General features: G+C 49.5%; 16 protein-coding genes and 1 tRNA gene. 8 read left to right on the top strand and 9 right to left on the bottom strand.

The window, feature by feature from the left end; genetic code table 11:
• Window positions 1-32 precede the first annotated feature (32 nt).
• The gene (locus tag AC9UES_RS04430; protein WP_509527089.1) at window positions 33-1,112 is read right to left on the bottom strand and encodes a phosphate ABC transporter substrate-binding protein PstS; all 1,080 of its coding nucleotides are present in this window, start codon (window positions 1,110-1,112) and stop codon (window positions 33-35) included.
• Between the two features lie 173 nt (window positions 1,113-1,285).
• Here AC9UES_RS04430 and AC9UES_RS04425 point away from each other — a divergent pair, with 173 nt between their 5' ends.
• The 3 genes from AC9UES_RS04425 to AC9UES_RS04415 all read left to right on the top strand — a co-directional run bounded on the left by AC9UES_RS04425 (window position 1,286) and on the right by AC9UES_RS04415 (window position 3,785).
• Entirely contained in the window at window positions 1,286-2,167 is an 882-nt protein-coding gene (locus AC9UES_RS04425; RefSeq protein ID WP_509527088.1) for a DMT family transporter, read from the top strand.
• A 20-nt stretch (window positions 2,168-2,187) separates the two neighbouring features.
• Complete coding sequence (gene glpK, locus AC9UES_RS04420) at window positions 2,188-3,657, top strand: glycerol kinase GlpK (protein WP_509527087.1); 1,470 nt, start codon at window positions 2,188-2,190, stop codon at window positions 3,655-3,657.
• 51 nt (window positions 3,658-3,708) lie between these two features.
• Window positions 3,709-3,785 (top strand) — tRNA-Lys (locus tag AC9UES_RS04415).
• Between the two features lie 201 nt (window positions 3,786-3,986).
• Here the strand turns inward: AC9UES_RS04415 and AC9UES_RS04410 are convergent.
• Entirely contained in the window at window positions 3,987-4,586 is a 600-nt protein-coding gene (locus tag AC9UES_RS04410) for a DUF998 domain-containing protein (RefSeq protein ID WP_509527086.1), read from the bottom strand.
• Between the two features lie 78 nt (window positions 4,587-4,664).
• On the opposite strand from AC9UES_RS04410, the gene mgtE reads away from it, so the two are divergent.
• The gene (gene mgtE, locus AC9UES_RS04405; RefSeq protein ID WP_509527085.1) at window positions 4,665-6,002 is read left to right on the top strand and encodes a magnesium transporter; all 1,338 of its coding nucleotides are present in this window, start codon (window positions 4,665-4,667) and stop codon (window positions 6,000-6,002) included.
• 14 nt (window positions 6,003-6,016) lie between these two features.
• Here mgtE and glpX read toward each other — a convergent pair whose 3' ends face one another.
• A complete protein-coding gene (gene glpX / locus AC9UES_RS04400; RefSeq protein ID WP_509527084.1) occupies window positions 6,017-6,991 on the bottom strand; it encodes a class II fructose-bisphosphatase in 975 nt (324 codons plus the stop codon).
• Window positions 6,992-7,269: 278 nt separating this feature from the next.
• Between glpX and AC9UES_RS04395 the strand changes: the two genes are divergently transcribed.
• Window positions 7,270-8,034, top strand: a complete 765-nt coding sequence (locus AC9UES_RS04395; protein WP_509527083.1) for a bacteriorhodopsin-like — start codon at window positions 7,270-7,272, stop codon at window positions 8,032-8,034.
• A gap of 64 nt (window positions 8,035-8,098) precedes the next feature.
• On the opposite strand, the gene AC9UES_RS04390 is transcribed toward AC9UES_RS04395, so the two are convergent.
• Window positions 8,099-9,589: a hypothetical protein gene (locus AC9UES_RS04390; RefSeq protein ID WP_509527082.1), complete on the bottom strand. Its 1,491-nt coding sequence runs from the start codon at window positions 9,587-9,589 to the stop codon at window positions 8,099-8,101.
• Window positions 9,590-9,663: 74 nt separating this feature from the next.
• Between AC9UES_RS04390 and AC9UES_RS04385 the strand changes: the two genes are divergently transcribed.
• Together AC9UES_RS04385 and galT are read left to right on the top strand one after the other, a co-directional pair.
• A complete protein-coding gene (locus tag AC9UES_RS04385) occupies window positions 9,664-10,359 on the top strand; it encodes an SDR family NAD(P)-dependent oxidoreductase (protein ID WP_509527081.1) in 696 nt (231 codons plus the stop codon).
• A gap of 41 nt (window positions 10,360-10,400) precedes the next feature.
• Window positions 10,401-11,495 carry a galactose-1-phosphate uridylyltransferase gene (gene galT, locus AC9UES_RS04380; RefSeq protein ID WP_509527080.1) on the top strand — a complete coding sequence of 365 codons (1,095 nt, stop codon included), beginning with the start codon at window positions 10,401-10,403 and terminating at the stop codon, window positions 11,493-11,495.
• 1 nt (window position 11,496) lies between these two features.
• On the opposite strand, the gene AC9UES_RS04375 is transcribed toward galT, so the two are convergent.
• The 3 genes from AC9UES_RS04375 to AC9UES_RS04365 are packed head-to-tail and all read right to left on the bottom strand — an operon-like array spanning window position 11,497 to window position 14,439.
• Complete coding sequence (locus tag AC9UES_RS04375) at window positions 11,497-12,075, bottom strand: nicotinamidase (RefSeq protein WP_509527079.1); 579 nt, start codon at window positions 12,073-12,075, stop codon at window positions 11,497-11,499.
• An 8-nt stretch (window positions 12,076-12,083) separates the two neighbouring features.
• Entirely contained in the window at window positions 12,084-13,451 is a 1,368-nt protein-coding gene (locus AC9UES_RS04370) for a D-alanyl-D-alanine carboxypeptidase/D-alanyl-D-alanine-endopeptidase (protein WP_509527078.1), read from the bottom strand.
• A gap of 4 nt (window positions 13,452-13,455) precedes the next feature.
• A complete protein-coding gene (locus tag AC9UES_RS04365) occupies window positions 13,456-14,439 on the bottom strand; it encodes a Gfo/Idh/MocA family protein (RefSeq protein WP_509527077.1) in 984 nt (327 codons plus the stop codon).
• A 40-nt stretch (window positions 14,440-14,479) separates the two neighbouring features.
• Here AC9UES_RS04365 and AC9UES_RS04360 point away from each other — a divergent pair, with 40 nt between their 5' ends.
• Window positions 14,480-15,013 (top strand): copper resistance CopC family protein, encoded by a 534-nt coding sequence (locus AC9UES_RS04360; RefSeq protein WP_509527076.1) that lies wholly within the window; start codon window positions 14,480-14,482, stop codon window positions 15,011-15,013.
• Here the strand turns inward: AC9UES_RS04360 and AC9UES_RS04355 are convergent.
• Complete coding sequence (locus AC9UES_RS04355; RefSeq protein WP_509527075.1) at window positions 15,000-16,403, bottom strand: aspartate ammonia-lyase; 1,404 nt, start codon at window positions 16,401-16,403, stop codon at window positions 15,000-15,002. The two genes, AC9UES_RS04360 and AC9UES_RS04355, sit on opposite strands and share 14 nt — an antisense overlap.
• Window positions 16,404-16,436: 33 nt before the next feature.
• Window positions 16,437-17,068 (bottom strand): potassium channel family protein (locus AC9UES_RS04350; RefSeq protein WP_509527074.1); only part of this gene is annotated, 632 nt, incomplete at its 5' end.

Raw genomic sequence — 17,068 nt, 5'->3', positions numbered from 1 at the left:
AGGCTGGGCCGGGCTTCCAGTTGATTCTATTACTACTTGATAGCGTCGATAATTGCTTGTGCCTTCTCGCGCAAGCTGGCACTAATCGGTGCTGTACCTCCAGCAGATGCCGCGGTAGCCTGGCCCTGCTCAGAGATGATGTATGAAGCATATGCCTTCACTAGTGTGGCGGCTTCTGCATCTAGGTACTCGTTGCAACCAGTTAGGTAGGACACTAGAACGAGCGGGTAAACTCCGGACTCAGTAGTGTCACGTGCAATCTTGTAAGCCAAGTCGTAAGACTCTCTGCCTTCAACTGGAGATGAAGCTTCGATAACCTTTGAAGCTGCTTCTGCACTGTAGGAAACATAGCCGTCTCCAACCTTGATCGCAACAGTTCCTAGGTCTCCTGCCTTAGAAGCATCTGCGTAACCAATTGTTCCGTTACCTGCGGTTACAGCGTCAACAACACCGGAAGTTCCCTTTGCGCCCTCGCCACCGTACTCGGTCGGCCAGGTCTCAATTACTCCAACTGTCCAAATGGTTTCAGCGGTCTTGGTTAGGTAGTCAGTGAAGTTCTTGGTGGTTCCAGAATCGTCGGAACGGTGAACTGCAGTGATTGCCAACTCTGGAAGTTCAACGTCTGCGTTCTGAGATGCAATTGCATCGTCGTTCCACATTGTGATCTCGCCAGCGAAGATTCCAGCTACAGTAGCTGCGTCTAGGTTAAGGCTTGAGACACCGTCCAAGTTGAAGATAACTGCAATTGGGGAAATCCAAACTGGGAATTCCCAAGGCTTGGTCCCTGGAGCACAAGCAGCGAACTCTAGAGCAAGTTCCTCATCTTTCCAGTATGAGTCAGTTCCAGCGAAGACAACTCCTCCGGCAGTAAACGCTTCGCGTCCAGCACCAGAACCAGAAGGATCGTAGTTGATGGTCACATTAGGGTTAGCAATTTGAAACTCTGCGATCCAGGCTTCTTGACCGCTACCCATAGAAGAAGCACCTGAGCCGCTGATGGTGCCGCTAAGTGTTGATTCTGGAGCAGTTTCTTCGTTTGATGCAGCTGCACAGCCACTCAAAACTAGAGCGCTAGCTCCAGCAATAGCTGCCAGTTTGATTAATCGTGACATGTAGTACCTTTCGTAAGATGTCGGGTTGACAGACACCAAGTTAACTCGACCCCCCAAACAGGGGTTGTCCTGAAGGTGAACGAACGGGAAACTCTTTTTGTACATTTGGCCCAGATTCCTTGATAGCTGGCAGATTCAGCCCTGCCAAGCAACTTGGATAAACTTTGAGGACTATGAAGCTAAAAACCTGGGCAGTAATTGCGCTGGTTTTTGTGGCGGTTGTCTGGGGTGCTGGGTTTGTCCTTATGAAGGACGCCATAGACGACCAGCCCGTTTTCGACTTCTTGGCAACTAGGTTCACCCTGGCAACTCTTGTAATGATTGCCATCCGGCCTCAAGTTTTATCAGCCATCAATAAGCAGACCCTTTTTCGAGGTTCGGTTCTTGGCGGGATGCTAGGCCTTGCATACATCACCCAAACAATTGGTCTTGACCTGACCACCGCCGCAATCACCGGCTTCTTGACTGGTTTGTATGTTGTCTTCACCCCAATACTTTTCTGGTTCGTGTTCAAGAAGAAAGTAGACAAGAAAGTCATTGTTGGAACAACGCTGGCTCTAACTGCTTTGCTTTTCATTTCGTTCAACGGAATCTCTTTTGATCCGGGTCAGGTATGGCTTATTGCCTGTGCTCTTCTGTTCGCAGGACACATCATCGGCCTTAGCTTCTGGAGTAATGCCAAAGACATTTACCCACTCACGGTTATTCAATTGGGTTCGGGGGCTGTTGTTTGCTGGTTGGGGGCTGTACCAGACGGGTACCAGCCGCCACCTAATGCTTTCGTGTGGGGAACAGTTGTATTTACAGCAGTGTTCGCAACAGCCATGGCATTTTTGATTCAGACTTGGGCGCAATCAATCATGGACCCCTCTAGGGTGGCAATCATATTGACTGGCGAAATTGTTTTCGCTGCTGCGATTGCAGTTGCCGTTGGGCAAGAAGTTTTGTCAGCAAGAACCGTGATTGGTGGGGTTTTGATTGTGGTTGCGATGCTGATTGTTGAGTGGCCGGATAAGAAGAGCAAGAGCCCACTGGATCAACCTCACTTCACCTAAAGCTTTGCTAGCCTTTGGCCATGGCAATCTTGGCTATCGATGCGGGCACCACAGGTGTGACGGTCCAAGTTGTTTCCGACAAGGGCAAAGTAATTTCCAGAGGGTACCGAGAATTCCTTCAATACTTCCCTGCCCCAGGTTTGGTTGAGCACGAACCAGAGGAGATTTGGCAGGCCACCTTGGCGGCAGCTAGCGATGCAATCTCTCAAACTTCAGAGCCACTGGTTGCAATTGGAATTACTAACCAACGAGAGACAGTTGTGCTGTGGGATAGCAAAACACTTAAATCTCCTCGCAAGGCAATTGTCTGGCAAGACAGAAGAACTTCTGATCTCGTCGTAGACCTCAAGGCCCAAGGGTTAGAGGGCAAAATACATAGCATTTCGGGGCTGATTCTGGATCCATATTTTTCGAGCAGCAAACTCCTTTGGATATCTCAGAACGAAAAAACCATATGGGGCAATGTCCTTTCTGGCCAGGTAAAAATCGGCACAGTGGATTCCTATCTGGTTGCAAGATTGACAGCTGGTAAGAGCCACATCACAGACGCCAGTAATGCCTCAAGAACACAACTGATGGATATCCGAACTGGCAATTGGAGCAATGAGTTGCTGGAGATATTCAATGTGCCGGCTGCTGCTTTGCCAACCATCGTTCCAAGCTATGGCAAATTAGCAACCACGGATCCCGCGAGCTTTTTGAATCTTGAACTCCCGATCACAGGAATGGCCGGAGACCAGCAAGCAGCGTTATTTGGCCAAACCGCATTTGAGATTGGTGAAAGTAAGTGCACCTATGGCACCGGAGCTTTCATGCTCACCAACACCGGCTCAACAATTGTCCACAGCAAAAACAACCTGCTGACAACAATTGCCTGGCAAGAGCCGAATGGAAACACAACTTATGCCCTGGAAGGTTCTGTGTTTGTCGCAGGTGCCGCGGTCCAGTGGCTTCGAGATGGTCTTGGTTTGATGGAGACTGCGAGTGAGATCGAAGAACTTGCCTTGCAAGTGCCAGATAGTGCTGGTGTTGTTTTTGTCCCCGCGCTAACTGGCCTTGGCGCACCCCACTGGGATCCAGACGCCAAGGGAACGATATTAGGTATCACTCGCGGGACAACCAAGCAGCACCTAGCAAGAGCAACTCTTGACGCCATTGCCTTTCAGGTTAGAGATTTAGTTAGTGCGATATCGTCCGATACCAAGATCAAGCCCACAGGCCTTCGAGTTGACGGTGGAGCTGCAAGAAATAACCTGCTCATGCAGCTACAAGCTAATTGTCTCGGTGTGCCCGTTATAAGAGGTAAGGATCTCGAATCCACAGCCCTTGGAGCTGCTTTTCTTGCTGGCCTTGGATCAGGAGTGTGGAGCTCCAAAGAGGAATTGAGGAAGGTTTTCGAACTCGATCGAAGTTTTGACCCGGAGCCATTCGACGAGAACATCTTTGAAAGCTGGACAAAAGCTGTGGAACTGAGTTCCAAGTGGAAGTAATCGCGAAAATCTCATAGTTGCTACAATTAGGGGACGCTTTTGGCGTCGCTAGGGCCTCTAGCTCAGTTGGTTAGAGCAACGGACTTTTAATCCGTGGGTCGTCGGTTCGATCCCGACGGGGCCTACCAGCAGCACTTCAAATAACTTCGATTGCCTGTGGCAATCAGCAAAGAACTCCTATGAGTTCTTTTTGTTGGCAGCCTTGGCCTGCTTGTCTAGGCGCTTTTCTTTTAGATTCTTCGCTGGTGCCTTTTTGTTGTTCTTTTGTGGTTTCTGTTCTTTCTGAGCCATGATTTCCTCTTCTCGTTGGATACATTCCTAATTCAAATCTATCGGATGTTGGTTTTCCTCTGTCCGATATATATAACAATAACTACTACTGAGACATAAAGAGCTTGACTCACAGCAACTACCCTCTCCCAGACGCCAACATTCGTGGTGTTTGGGTCTGTCCAGCTACTTAGAAACCACAGGGCCAATGCCACTTGCAGCGCCGTGCCGATTATGGCTGCCGGGGGCTTCAGAATCCAAGGAGCATCCTTGCGAGTTCTCATGGCGAATAGGTGCCAGCCGGCTGATAACACAAATGAGGCAATTGCAAAGACCCGATGCCAAATCGAGTATCCAATAAGAGGTGTGGGGAAAATAGTAAGCCCGAAGGTGCAAATCGCAGCTAGGAACAGAGCGATTCTTCCTGGCATTGCAAATGTCTTTGCATAGATGGCTGCGATTAGAGTCAACACTCCCCCAAGAATGAAGAAACTGGACATGATCAACTGCACTGGGGATTCATTGGCAGCCAGATCACTTATTGTCTGGCGAACCGGGTCATAGCCAACCCAAAGTGCCCCAGCGATACTCCAGCCAAGCACGGACTGAATCGGACCGATGATTGCAGCTATGAATGCTGGTTTCTCAATTGACTTCATGAGGTGAGCTTACTCACTTTCGATTTGGGGGCCTAGAATTCAATCGAGCATGCCCTTCAATTTCAAAGGTGGTGGAGAATGTCAGAAATAGAGCTATCGCTGGCTGAAGCCGCCGAAAAAGGCAATGTCAAGGTTCTAACTTCAATCTTGGAACTGATGGCTCCCCACGAGATTGCGGAAGAGTTGAACCGACTCGATTCTGTCGAGAGCACGTTGGTGTGGCGACTACTACCTAAAGACGAAGCGCTGGAGGTCTTTGAGGAACTCGATACTTCAAATCAGCAGCAGATTCTTTCAGGAATAAGGGGCCCGGCGTTTCGAGAGTTGCTTGAAAGCATGGACCCAGACGATCGGGCAAGGCTTTTGGGTGAAGCTCCCGCAAGTTTTGTGAAGAAAGTTCTCGAAGGACTTAGTCCTAAAGAGCGCAAGATGACTGCAGAGCTTCTGGGTTACCCGGAAGAAACCGTTGGTCGTTACATGTCACCTGAGGTCATTGCGGTTGCAGAAACTAGCTCAGTTGGCGAAGTTCTGGATATTATTCGTCGCAAGGGCAACTCCGCCGAGACTGTTTCAGTTCTAGCAGTAGTTGACAGACAAAGAAAATTCATTGGATCGGTTGATCTTACAGATGTTGTGATGGCAGAAACTGAATCCATCATTAGCGAGATAGCTGATCCTGATGCTTCTACAGCCTTGGTAACTGATGACGCTGAAGCAGCAGCGAGGCTGCTGCAAGATACAAATGATCTTGCCCTCATGGTTTTGGATACTGAACAGCGCGTGGTTGGAATATTCACAGTTGACGACGCGATCGACATTATCGAAGAAGCAAACAGCGAGGACTTCGCGCGCCAGTCTGCGGCACTGCCAAGCTCTGGACACTACCTTTCAGGAAAAGTTTTCAATCTAGCCAGGCTACGTATTGTCTGGTTGATGTTCTTGATTATCGCCGCCACCCTCACTGTTTCAGTCTTACAAATATTTGAAGGCTCACTAGAGAAGTTCACAGCCTTGGCGCTATTCATGCCGATGCTAATTGGTGCTGGTGGCAACGTTGGTTCGCAAGCAGCAACCAGTGCTGTTAGAGCAATTGCTCTTGGTGAGGTCCGACCAAAAGATGTGCTTCGAGTTGCTTGGAGAGAGTCACGAGTTGGACTGCTGCTTGGATTAGGTCTTGGTGTAGTGGGACTTGCCGCAGGATGGATTGCAGCGAGCTGGCAGGTTGGAGTTACCGTTGCTCTAGCAATTGTTGTGGTTTGTATGTGGGCGGCCACCGTTGGATCTGTGCTCCCACTTGGGGCACAAGCTTTGAAGATTGATCCTGCGGTTATTTCGGCACCGATGGTTACAACCTTGGTGGATGCTACGGGTCTTGTAATTTACTTCTTGATAGCGGGAGCAATTCTCGGAGTCTAGGCTCCGCTAGGTTTTTAGATCCAGCGCGAAGCTTGATATTCAGCAAAAACTTTTCTAACAGTTCCAGACCTGCCACGAATCACGATTGACTCGGTAAAGATCATGTCGCCTTTTTTCTTCACCCCTGAAAGTAAGGCTCCATCTGTGACACCGGTGGCAACAAAGAAGGTGTTATCCGAAGAGACCATCTCATTCATTTCATACACGTAGTCAAATTTGAGGCCCGCTGCCGCTCCGCGCTCACGCTCGAAATCTTCTCTTGGTGCCAAGATACCCTGCATAAATCCACCTAGGGCCCGAATGCCACACGCAGTCACGATTCCCTCAGGAGATCCCCCAACTCCAGCGCAGATATCGATTCTCGAATCTCCGCGAGCTGCCTGTATGCCTCCAGCAACGTCACCATCTAGAAGTAACCTGGTCGCCGCACCGGTGTCCCTGATTTGCTGGATTATCTCGCTGTTATATTCACGGTCCAGTACTGCAACCACCATCTCATCAACTGCTTTGCCTGCGGCCTTGGCGTATGCCTTGATGTTTTCACCTATTGGGAGACGTATGTCGCAAACGCCAACTCCAGCAGGGCCTGTCACAAGCTTGTTCATTTTGTAGACGGCTGAGGCGTCAAGCATGGATCCTCTATCCGATACCGCGATCACCGATATGGCATTGTTTCGGCCGGCGGCAGTAAGGGAGGTTCCATCGATGGGGTCTACTGCTATATCTACCTTGGGTCCCTGGCCGTTTCCCACCAGCTCGCCATTGAATAGCATCGGGGCGTTGTCTTTCTCGCCCTCACCAATAACCACCAAACCCTCAAAGTTCACGGTTCCCAGAAAGGCCCTCATGGCATCCACGGCCGCGCCGTCGGATTCATTCTTCTTGCCTTTACCTATAAAGGGGAATGCTTTGATCGCAGCGGCCTCAGTGGCCCGAACCAGCTCCATGGCTAGGTTGCGGTCTGGGTGCAGCGCTGGGGACTCATTCATAAGGTCAGCTTAGCTAGCAACGAAGAGCCCGCCCCGATAGGTCTAACTCTTTTTGAGTCCTGGCCAAAAAGCCCAAAACTAGCCAAATATTGGAGATTTTGGCTAAAAAACTTATGTTTTTATGTCGAATATGGGCAGTTTTCAACCCGAGTATTTGCTGAGTGCGGTGATAAGTTGAATGACGTGTAAGTCATGCGAAGAGGCATCGACGATGGAACTCATCAGCGGTGAATCTTTGTAGGTCTTGCCTCCATCAGCTGAAAGGAAACAAAACATAAATGAGTGAATCCAATTACCTATTGGTTTACAACATGTTCTCGCTTGGAATTGCGAGCATGCTTTTCACCACCATTTTCCTGATTGTGGCTCGTGAGCGCGTACTGCCTCGCTACCGCATGGCGGTTTTGGTATCTGCATCAGTGACCGGTATCGCTGCCTATCACTACTTCAGAATGTTCGACAGCTTCAACCACGTATTCGGCCCAGAAGCAATTGAGGGTGCTGTTTACAACGTTGGCTACCGTTACGTTGACTGGTTCCTAACTGTTCCACTGCTACTAGTTGAGACCGTTGCCGTTCTTGCTCTAGCTAAGTCACTACAGTCTGCTCTGCTAGTTCGTCTAGTTCCAGCAGCTGCTTTGATGATTGCTTTGGGTTACCCAGGCGACGCAGGTCTAGACATTGGTGGAGTTTCAGCTCCAATTTGGGGTCTACTATCCTCAATTCCATTCGTTTACATCCTGTACGTATTGTTCATTGAGCTTGGTAAGTCTCTTTCCAAGCAGTCCAAGCAGGTTCAGAGAAGAATCAAGGAACTACGCCTTCTTCTTCTTGCTACCTGGGGTGTCTACCCACTAGCTTTCATCGCAAACATGAACGCTACTGGATTCGAAGAGCAGGGCTTTGTCCTTCGTGAAACCGGATACACAATTGCCGACATCTTGGCTAAGTGTCTATTCGGCCTAATGATCTTCTCGATCGCTCGTATGAAGAGCGCCGAGGACGACAAGGCATTCGCAGCATCAGAATTCAAGGGCAAGTAACCCTTAGTTCAAACTAAGCAAAAGGCGTCGGGAAACCGGCGCCTTTTGTTTTGCCTTTTTTAGCTCAGTAGCCTTTGCGAAGAAGTGCTGACAAGCCCAACACTGTTGCAGCAATCCAAATGCTGCGTGGTCTGTAAGCCAAGCCCCAGAGCCCACCGTGAACTGCAGAGAAGGTGTGTAGCTCTGTCGTAGTTTCCTTGTTTGTAAAACTTGCTGGATCATTTAAGTCCCTGGCCAACACCGCAGCAGCGGCAGACTTAGCCACCTTCACCTCAAAGGGCTTGACTCCAAAGAGCGGGGCACCTTGGTAGCTGGCCCTCAGAATATTGTGACGAAGAACTGAGTTGGTCCTGGCTGGAGGCGATATTGCGTAAGAGACCTTCACGCCTGAGTAGTGAGCCAAATAGGCTCTCCAGCGCTGAGTCCTTTTTGAAAACGAATAGCTGGGACCCTGCTGCTGAACCGAGGCATCAATCAAAGCAAGCTTTTCTCCATCAGCTCCGTCGTAGAACTTTGGCTTTGCACCTCGAGCAGCATTAATCAAACCAAGCAGACTGTCGCGAATAATGTGAGAAGGTGACCTAGAACCAAATCGAGCAATCGCTCTAGACCCAATGGAGGCTGGTCCCGGGGCTGAGTCTGTTGGTGTTGCGAGCCAGCTAAGAGCTAGCTTGCTAGCGGCGAGTTTCTCCATGGCAACCGCTGCCAAAGATTCTTGAACACCCTGCACTCGAATGTGATTCACACTTGGCGTGTAGGCGTATAGACCTAGAACAAATCTTCTGCTTGGCCTTGACGCGAGCTGCCCCATCCAACTGGAAATCTCTGAGTAGTGCTCCAAGATGTCTAGCCCTGCGACTGCAGCGAGTTCTTCATCGCTCATTTCGGTAACTGGCTTGGTAACAAGACTTCTTCGAATTGGAACCAGCATGGTTCCACCTGTTGATCTTGCCAAGAAAATAAGTTTTTGCCAGCTAGCTGGATTTGGTCTTGCAACTACGGCAACACTTCCACCCCAGCGCAACCAGTGCTCGGTTGGAGCAAACTCAGCCGCTCCCGCGACTGCAAAAAGGAAGTCTTGAGCCAAATTGATGGATTGATTCTTATCTAGAAAGCGGAAACTTTCAATCAGTCCAGGTTCTGCCAGACCATCAGAGACCCACTCGGTTGCGGCTTGCTCCAGTGATCCAGTTAGGCCATCAATTGAGATCTGCTCGATGGGTCCAGTGCCTCGGATCTCGATGGTCTCAACTAGGTCTTTATCGAAACCTTCGGCTACGGCTTGCTTTAGCGGTATCCCGGATTCAGTGAATAGGCAGCTGTGAAACTCTGCCAAGCCCGCCGTTGCTATTTCTGTGGTGTCTTTGACGCTGAGGCCCTCTTTGATTGCAAGGTCCGCGAAGAGCCTTATGTACCAGGTTCGCCAGTTAGGTGCACCAAGGATGTTTTGCTGTAGCTCTGGAAAGCTCTTTGCGCCAGCAGCTAGAACCCGTCTGGCAAGTTCGGTAGATCGAACTAGCTGATTGGTTGCTGGGTCTCTAAATTCAACTGACACGATAGCAAGCCTATTGGCTGATTCAGGAATCAATAAATACGGGTTATTGTTGGATAACTTACGGAGGATAAATCATGACTGAACTAAAGGGCAAAAACATTCTTGTGCTGGGAGCATCTGGCGTATTGGGTTCAACTATCGCAACCCAGCTGGCTAGCCAAGGTGCCACAGTTATGGCCACCTCTTCCTCGATCGAGTCTGCAGAGAGAGTTCCCCATGGCGCGAACCCGAGGCTGCTAGTAGATCTCACCAACCAGGAATCAATCAGAGTTTTGATTGATTACCTGATTGATTCTGATGTGAAAATTGACGGAATCGTTAATGCCACTGGTGTGGTCGCTTTTGGAAACTTTGCTGAGCTTGAGGCAGCCACTTTGAACAAACTATTTGCCGTGAATGTAACTGGCCCAATGCAACTGATTCAAGGTCTAGTTGGATTACTGAAAGCTTCCGCAGTAAGTGGCAACGATCCATTCATCGTGAACATTTCGGGCGTTGTTGCTGAATCCCCAATGGCCGGACTGGCTGCTTACTCGGCAAGTAAGTCCGCTTTGTATGCGTTTGGCCAGGCTATTTCCAGAGAGCTACGACGCGACGGTATTCGAGTTATTGACGCTCGCCCAGGACACACCGAAACCGGTTTGGCAACCAGGGCTATTGCAGGACAGGCGCCAGCTTTTCCAACTGGCCTTACCCCAGAAAGCGTTGCACAAAGGATTGTGAACGCTATCGTTCAGGACGAAAAAGACCTGCCAAGCTCTGCTTTCTAGGCAAACTACGCCTAAATCCAGTTATCGATAAACTGGTGCCGGTGAGAAACATTCCGAAGATAACTACTGACCTGTTTGATGGCAGGCAGATTCACTATTTCGATGACAAAGCCTCCGATCTTCCAAACACTCGCAAAAAGGACCTAAGAGAAACCGCCTCCAGGCCTCCGCTAGCGCATCTAAAGCATGACCCACTAACTGGCGAATGGATTGCGGTGGCAGCACATCGTCACACTCGCGCATACATGCCTCCAAGTAACGAGTGCCCACTTTGCCCCGCTACCGATACTTACCTAAGCGAGGTTCCAGACAACTTTGATGTGGCGGTATTTGAAAACAAGAATCCAGCCTTTGGAGCCCTGCCGGATGGTTCCACGCTTCCGCTCTTGGAATCAACCAGTGCTATCGCACTTGGTGAATCCAAGATGGCTATAGGCCGATGCGAGGTCGTAGTTTTTAGTCCCGAGCACAATGGCTCTTTGGCGCAAATGCCTTCCTCCCGAGTTCACACCGTATTGGAAGCGCTTGCTCAAAGAACCGATGAGCTTCAGGGGCTAACCGGAGTAAAGCAAGTGTTCCCTTTTGAAAACAGAGGACAAGAAATTGGAGTAACGCTTCATCACCCCCACGGTCAGATCTATTGCTACCCCTACGTAACTCCTAGAACCAAGAAATTACTCGAGTCTATAAAATCCCATGGCAGCAGTTTTTTCCAGGATCTTCTCGAGTTCGAGCAAGGCTCCAACCGAGTATTGATCAAATCAGAATCATTCACTGCCTACGTTCCCTTTGCAGCGCGCTGGCCGATGGAGGCTCACTTACTTCCCAACAGGCATGTTAGAAGCCACGCTGAACTAACTGATGACGAGCGGTTGGAACTAGGTGATGTCTACTCGAAGCTACTTCGCTCATTTGAGCTGGCCTACGATACTCCCTCTCCATACATTGCGGCCTGGCATCAGGCGCCACTTGTTCCAGGAGGAGAAAACGCCAGACTGCAGCTTCAGATCACTTCACCAAGACGAGCGGCTGACAAGCTCAAATACCTAGCTGGATCAGAGTCTGCGATGGGGGCATTTATTGCCGACATTCCAGCCGAGGACATTGCCGCGCAGCTAAGAAAAGCTATCTCCTAGCTCAAGCGTTAGGTATTACCTCAACACCGCTATCAATCAAAGAATCAATTGCGCGCTCGGTGGACTCTGCTGAAACCCCTGCGGTAAGAGAGCTAATCACCCGAACATTCAAACCAAGCTTTTTGGCATCAAGGGCCGAAGCCAGAACGCAGTGATCGGTAGCAATTCCAACAACGTCCAACTGGTCGATTTTGTTGCTACTCAGCAATTCTGCGAGTGTGCCGCCGGCTTCTGTGACCCCTTCAAAGGCTGAGTAGCCATGGGCTCCCTGCCCTTTATAGACATGTTCTTGAATGAGATCAAGCTCTAGATTGGGGTGGTAGTTTGCGCCTTCTGTTTTTGCAACACAGTGGATTGGCCAAGAGGTTTTGTAATCAGGCTCTGAACCCGCATCGGCGAAGTGACCCAAGTTGTCATTATCTGCATCGTGCCAATCCCTAGAGGCAACAACCAAGTCATAACTAGATGATTTCAGGAATTCGCTAATCTTTTTTGCCACCGCTTGGCCACCAGCTACCGCGAGTGATCCACCCTCACAAAAATCATTCTGCACATCCACAACCAAAAGCGCTTTGCTCATGAAGGCTCCTAGTCGTTCGACAGGGTGTTGCCGCAACGGTAAAACGATGTCACGAGAGTGTCAATTGCGACTCGGACATCGCTTCCAACAGCACCGTAGGAATAAATTGTGAAGGTAAGGCTGGTGCCGTCTTTTGCTTTAATAATTCCATTTAGAGTGTGAACTTTAGTCAGGTACCCGGTCTTGGCACGAACGTTTCCAGCAGCATCAGATAGGTCGCCCTGGAATCTAGTTGCCAAGCTGCCGGTCTCACCAGCAACCATGAGGCTGTTCTTGATTACGTCAAAATCTCCATAGCCTGAGTCAACCAAGCGCATTAGTTCCGCCATGAACCTAGGAGAAACCAAGTTCAAATCTGACAGACCAGATCCATCTCTTACCGTGACACCGCTAAAGTCCAGGCCTGAGGGCTCCAATAACCTCTCGTAGGCTGTGTCTAAGTTGTCATAGGTGGCATCAAATCCAGCTTCGATGGTTGCTATTTTTCCAAGAGCTTCCGAGAGGCTGTTGTCTGAGGAAACAAGTACGTTTGCAATCCAGTCACTCATCGGCTGCGAATCAACCTTGGCGATCTCAACAAAGCCTGATGGAGCCGAACCCTGAATTAGGGTGGCGGCTGGGGCAAGCTCAGCTAGGCCAAGCTTGAACTGTTCCCCCGCACTTGTTACTGGCTTGCCGGTCCTGGCAGAAGTAGGTGCTTCAGGCAGGACTCGGTCCCCGTCAAGTTGAAGGGCAGTTACCTCAGAAATCCAGCCATCGACTTGGTTAACTCTTTGCCAAGAGCTCTCCCAACCTGATCCTGGGAAAAAACTTGAGTCGAGGATAATTTCATTTATCTGGGCAACACCGTTACTACTTGCCCAAGCTCTAACCTGAGCGACCAATGTTGCTAACTTTGGGGCGCCTTTGTAAACCGACTGAGCGCCGGCCGAGGTTTTAGAAAGAGTAATGTCTCCAGCTCCCACCAGAGCAATTCTTGAAGGGTTAGCTGGGTCAGCCATTACCCTGGTTGAAAGTTGGTAGTCGGGACCAACGCTTGCAAGAACTGCTGCGGCCGTTAGGGATTTCATTACCGAAGCAGTCGCAGCTGGAATGTCTGCGTCACGGTCAAATAGGACCTCGCCGGTCTCAGAGTTTAGAACTACGGCCTGAAGTGTTCCAAGGGAAGGGTTTGATTCCTCTTCGGTTACTGTGCAGGTTCTAGGAGGTGCTTCCGAGGCAGAAGGTGAGGCAGAAGCGTCACTGGCAGCATTTGAATCTGAGCCAGGCGAAGAAATCACCAAACCGCCAAGCATAAGTGTTAGTACGATCAAGCCAGAGCCTGCACCAATCAACACTTCTTTGAAGTGCGGAAAATTCTTAATTCTTTTTAGCACTTGGCTAAGCTCCTGAAAACTCGATACCCGTTTGATTTCTAATTTGATCCATGACTTCCATAATCTGAACTGTCTCATCCAGGCTCATGGTCGGTGATTCAATGAGGCCTTCAGATATACAACGCTCTACTTCGAGAGCTTGATACTGCATTCCTCTTCCTTCAATATTACCCTCGTATTTGAACAAGATATTGTCGTCCCTGTCGAAAACTGTGAATGGGCTGTGTTCGTAAAAGGACTTTTCCATTTCAACTCTTCCGGCATCGCCAAGAATAAAAGCCCTTACTGGACCAGCGGAAATAATGCTGGAATGCAGCAAAGCCTGCCTACCTCCTGAATATTCCAAGATTGCACCCATAGATTCGTCCACATTCCCAGTCATCAATGACGCTGAGGCCAGGATCCTTGTCGGATTGCCAAATAGTCTGTGAGCCAAGGAGATTGGGTAAACCCCTAGATCTAGCAATGATCCGCCCCCTAGCGCCGAGTCATACAGTCTGGGGAATGAATCCTTTGGAAGATACTGATTGTGATCAGCCAAAAGGTACAAAGGTTTCCCTATTAGGCCCTGCTCTAGCTTTTCAAAGAGTGTTTGGTGATTGGGAAGAAACCTCGTCCACATCGCCTCCATGAGAAAAACTCCATTGAGTCTCGAGATGGCCGCCAATTCCCTTGCCTGAGCCGCGTTGAGAGTAAATGGCTTCTCTAGCAATACATTCTTGCCTGAACTAAGCGCCAGCTTTGCATTAGCAAAGTGGGCATTATTTGTAGTTGATATATAGACAACATCAATATCTTTATCAGCTACTAATTCCTCATAGCTACCGTAAGCGCGACTAATTGAGTGCTTCTTCGCGTAGGACTGTGCACGATCTAACGACCTAGAACCAACTGCTTCTAAATGCATACCCGCGAGACGCAAGTCATTTAGAAATTCAACGCTGATTTCCCCCGGGCCCATAATCGCCCACTTAAGCTCGTGCTTCACAGTAGCCTCCAGGTCTCAGACAATAGCTTAGACTTAGAGTATGAAAACAAAAATAACTCTCACTGCCCTATTGGCCCTGCTGTTGATTCCAACACCGGCTCACGCACACGACCTACTTGTTGACATAAATCCCGCTCCTGGGGCAATTATCTCGACTTCCAGCTTCGAGGCTGTCCTTACCTTCAACAATCCCCTGTTGGTTATTGAATCTGAGACCAATGCAGAAGTTGCAACCAAATTGCAGGGATCTTCTGACTGGATAGTCCACCCTTTTGCCATCGATGACAAAACATTGGTGGCCCAGGTTGAGTTGAGCGAACCCGGTTCTTATGATTTGCGTTGGAGTGTTGTTGGCTCTGATGGTCACACCATCAGCGGAGATTCCAACTTCGTTCTAGAGGGAGTGGCCTCGGAAGAAACTGGTGTTCCTCTTACCGCGGAGCCTGAGTTGGAAACTGCCTCGGAATCCCAAGACATTCCAGCAGGTTTCTATGTTGGCCTTGCATTAGTTGCCCTAGGTGCGGTGTTTGCACCTATTGGCTTGATGATGCGAAGAAGGTCTAAGAAGTCCTAGGGCGAACTAGGGCATCAATGTTTCCAAGCAGCTCGTCAAACTCAGCTACGGTCATGAGCTTTAGCTCGAGAACAACTTCCCGAACGCTGGTTTCATCAGCTAGAGCTTTTTGAGCAACGATTGTTGCGTTCTCATAGCCCAAAACTGGGCTGATGGCAGTAACCAAACCAATTGAGTTCTCCACGCTAAGTCGAAGCTTTTCAACGTTGGCGGTAATTCCCGAAACGCAGGCATCTGCCAATACGTAGCAACCCTGTCTTAGCTGAGTGATACTCATCATCAAAGCGCGACACATAATTGGCTCAAAAGCGTTTAGCTGCAACTGGCCTGCTTCGACTGCCATTGTTACGGTCAAGTCATTACCAACCACCGCAAATGCAATTTGATTGATCACCTCAGGAATAACTGGGTTGACCTTACCCGGCATGATTGATGATCCGGCCTGTCTTGGTGGCAAGTTGATTTCATCCAGACCAGCGCGCGGTCCGCTGCTTAGCAGTCGAAGATCGTTAGAGGTCTTCGAGAGCTTCACGGCAATTCTCTTCAGCACTCCAGAAACCGTTACGAAGACGCCAGCATCCTGGGTGGCCTCAACCATGTCTTCGGCGAGCACAAAATCAAAACCACTTAGCTTCGAGAGGGCCTGGCATGCTTTTTCCGGGTAGCCCACGGGAGCGTTAATTCCGGTTCCAATGGCAGTTCCACCTAAGTTGATTTCACGAAGTAGCGGCAAGACTTCGCGCAGTCTTTGGATGTCCTCCATGGTCATTCTGGAAAAGGCTGCAAATTCTTGACCGAGGGTCATTGGAACCGCGTCTTGCATCTGAGTGCGACCCATTTTTATGACTTCTCTAAACTCAATTGCTTTGCCAGTGAAGGATTTTTCTAGGTGAGCCATTGCCTTGAGGAGTTCGTTGATCTCAAAAATCAAAGCCAGTTTTAGGGACGTTGGGTACACATCATTAGTTGACTGTGATTGGTTCACATCGTTGAGGGGGTGAACTATCGAGTAATCACCTTTTTGGCCCCCCAGGATTTCGATTGCGACATTGGCAATAACCTCATTGGCATTCATGTTGGTAGAGGTGCCGGCTCCACCCTGGATAGCGTCCACAACAAACTGTGAATCAAACTCTCCATCGGCGACCCGTATTGAGGCCTTCACAATGGCATCTTTTACTTTTGGATCTAGCTCACCAAGTTCGAAGTTAGCCTCGGCGGTAGCTTGTTTGACGATTGCTAAAGCGCGAATCAATGAACGGTAGTGGCCAATTGGCACCCCGGAGATTGGAAAGTTATCAACCGCTCTAGCGGTGTGGATGCCCCAATAGGCGTCTTTAGGAACTTGGTAATCTCCAAGAAGGTCGTGTTCGAGTCTGGTTGAGGACATAAATTCAGTCTGCCACTAAATTGTGGAGGCCGGCTACCAACCCATACGGCAGAACTCTTCTACCTTCTTGGTTCTTCCAGCAACAATCATTACGTCTCCCGTGTTAAGAACTGTTTCCGGGAAAGAGGGCATGTAGTTATCATTTGGTTTCTTGGTAGCTACGACCGTTACCCCATGAAGAGATCTGAACTGCATTTCTGAAAGAGTCTTTCCTTCGAAGCTTTCTGGGACTTCTGTTTTTGCCATAACGAAATCTTCGTCTAACTGGATGTAATCCAGCGATTCACCGCTCACCATGTGAGCTACTCGCTTACCCATGTCCATCTCTGGGAAAATGACGTGGTGAACTCCAAGCTGTTGAAGAATTCGACCGTGAGAGACGCTTGTTGCTTTTGCCCAAACCTGTGGCACACCTAGCTGCAGTAACAAAGACGCGGTCAAGATACTGGCCTCTAGGTCGCTGCCAATCGCTACCACTGCAGAATCAAAGTCGGGGATACCTAACTCACGAAGGGCATCTTCGTCCGTTGAATCCGCCTGTACGACCTGCGTCAGTTCTTCAGCGTTAGCCTGAACGAGCTTTTCGTCTGAGTCGATTCCAAGAACCTCACGTCCCGACTTGACTAGCTCCAAAGCCAGCGCGGTGCCGAATCTCCCTAGTCCGA

It is taken from the genome of Rhodoluna sp., from assembly GCF_044232805.1.
GTDB lineage: Bacteria > Actinomycetota > Actinomycetes > Actinomycetales > Microbacteriaceae > Rhodoluna.
The sequence above is the reverse complement of the archived record's forward strand: the minus strand, read 5'-3'. Positions and strand labels throughout refer to the sequence as shown.

Excerpts from the sequence above, each read along its gene's own strand:
- AC9UES_RS04410 (WP_509527086.1), bottom strand. The coding sequence starts at position 4,586 with ATGAAGTCAATTGAGAAACCAGCATTCATAGCTGCAATCATCGGTCCG.
- AC9UES_RS04430 (WP_509527089.1), bottom strand. The coding sequence starts at position 1,112 with ATGTCACGATTAATCAAACTGGCAGCTATTGCTGGAGCTAGCGCTCTA.
- AC9UES_RS04360 (WP_509527076.1), top strand. The coding sequence starts at position 14,480 with ATGAAAACAAAAATAACTCTCACTGCCCTATTGGCCCTGCTGTTGATT.
- AC9UES_RS04355 (WP_509527075.1), bottom strand. The coding sequence starts at position 16,403 with ATGTCCTCAACCAGACTCGAACACGACCTTCTTGGAGATTACCAAGTT.
- glpK (WP_509527087.1), top strand. The coding sequence starts at position 2,188 with ATGGCAATCTTGGCTATCGATGCGGGCACCACAGGTGTGACGGTCCAA.
- AC9UES_RS04395 (WP_509527083.1), top strand. The coding sequence starts at position 7,270 with ATGAGTGAATCCAATTACCTATTGGTTTACAACATGTTCTCGCTTGGA.
- AC9UES_RS04425 (WP_509527088.1), top strand. The coding sequence starts at position 1,286 with ATGAAGCTAAAAACCTGGGCAGTAATTGCGCTGGTTTTTGTGGCGGTT.
- AC9UES_RS04385 (WP_509527081.1), top strand. The coding sequence starts at position 9,664 with ATGACTGAACTAAAGGGCAAAAACATTCTTGTGCTGGGAGCATCTGGC.
- mgtE (WP_509527085.1), top strand. The coding sequence starts at position 4,665 with ATGTCAGAAATAGAGCTATCGCTGGCTGAAGCCGCCGAAAAAGGCAAT.
- AC9UES_RS04375 (WP_509527079.1), bottom strand. The coding sequence starts at position 12,075 with ATGAGCAAAGCGCTTTTGGTTGTGGATGTGCAGAATGATTTTTGTGAG.
- glpX (WP_509527084.1), bottom strand. The coding sequence starts at position 6,991 with ATGAATGAGTCCCCAGCGCTGCACCCAGACCGCAACCTAGCCATGGAG.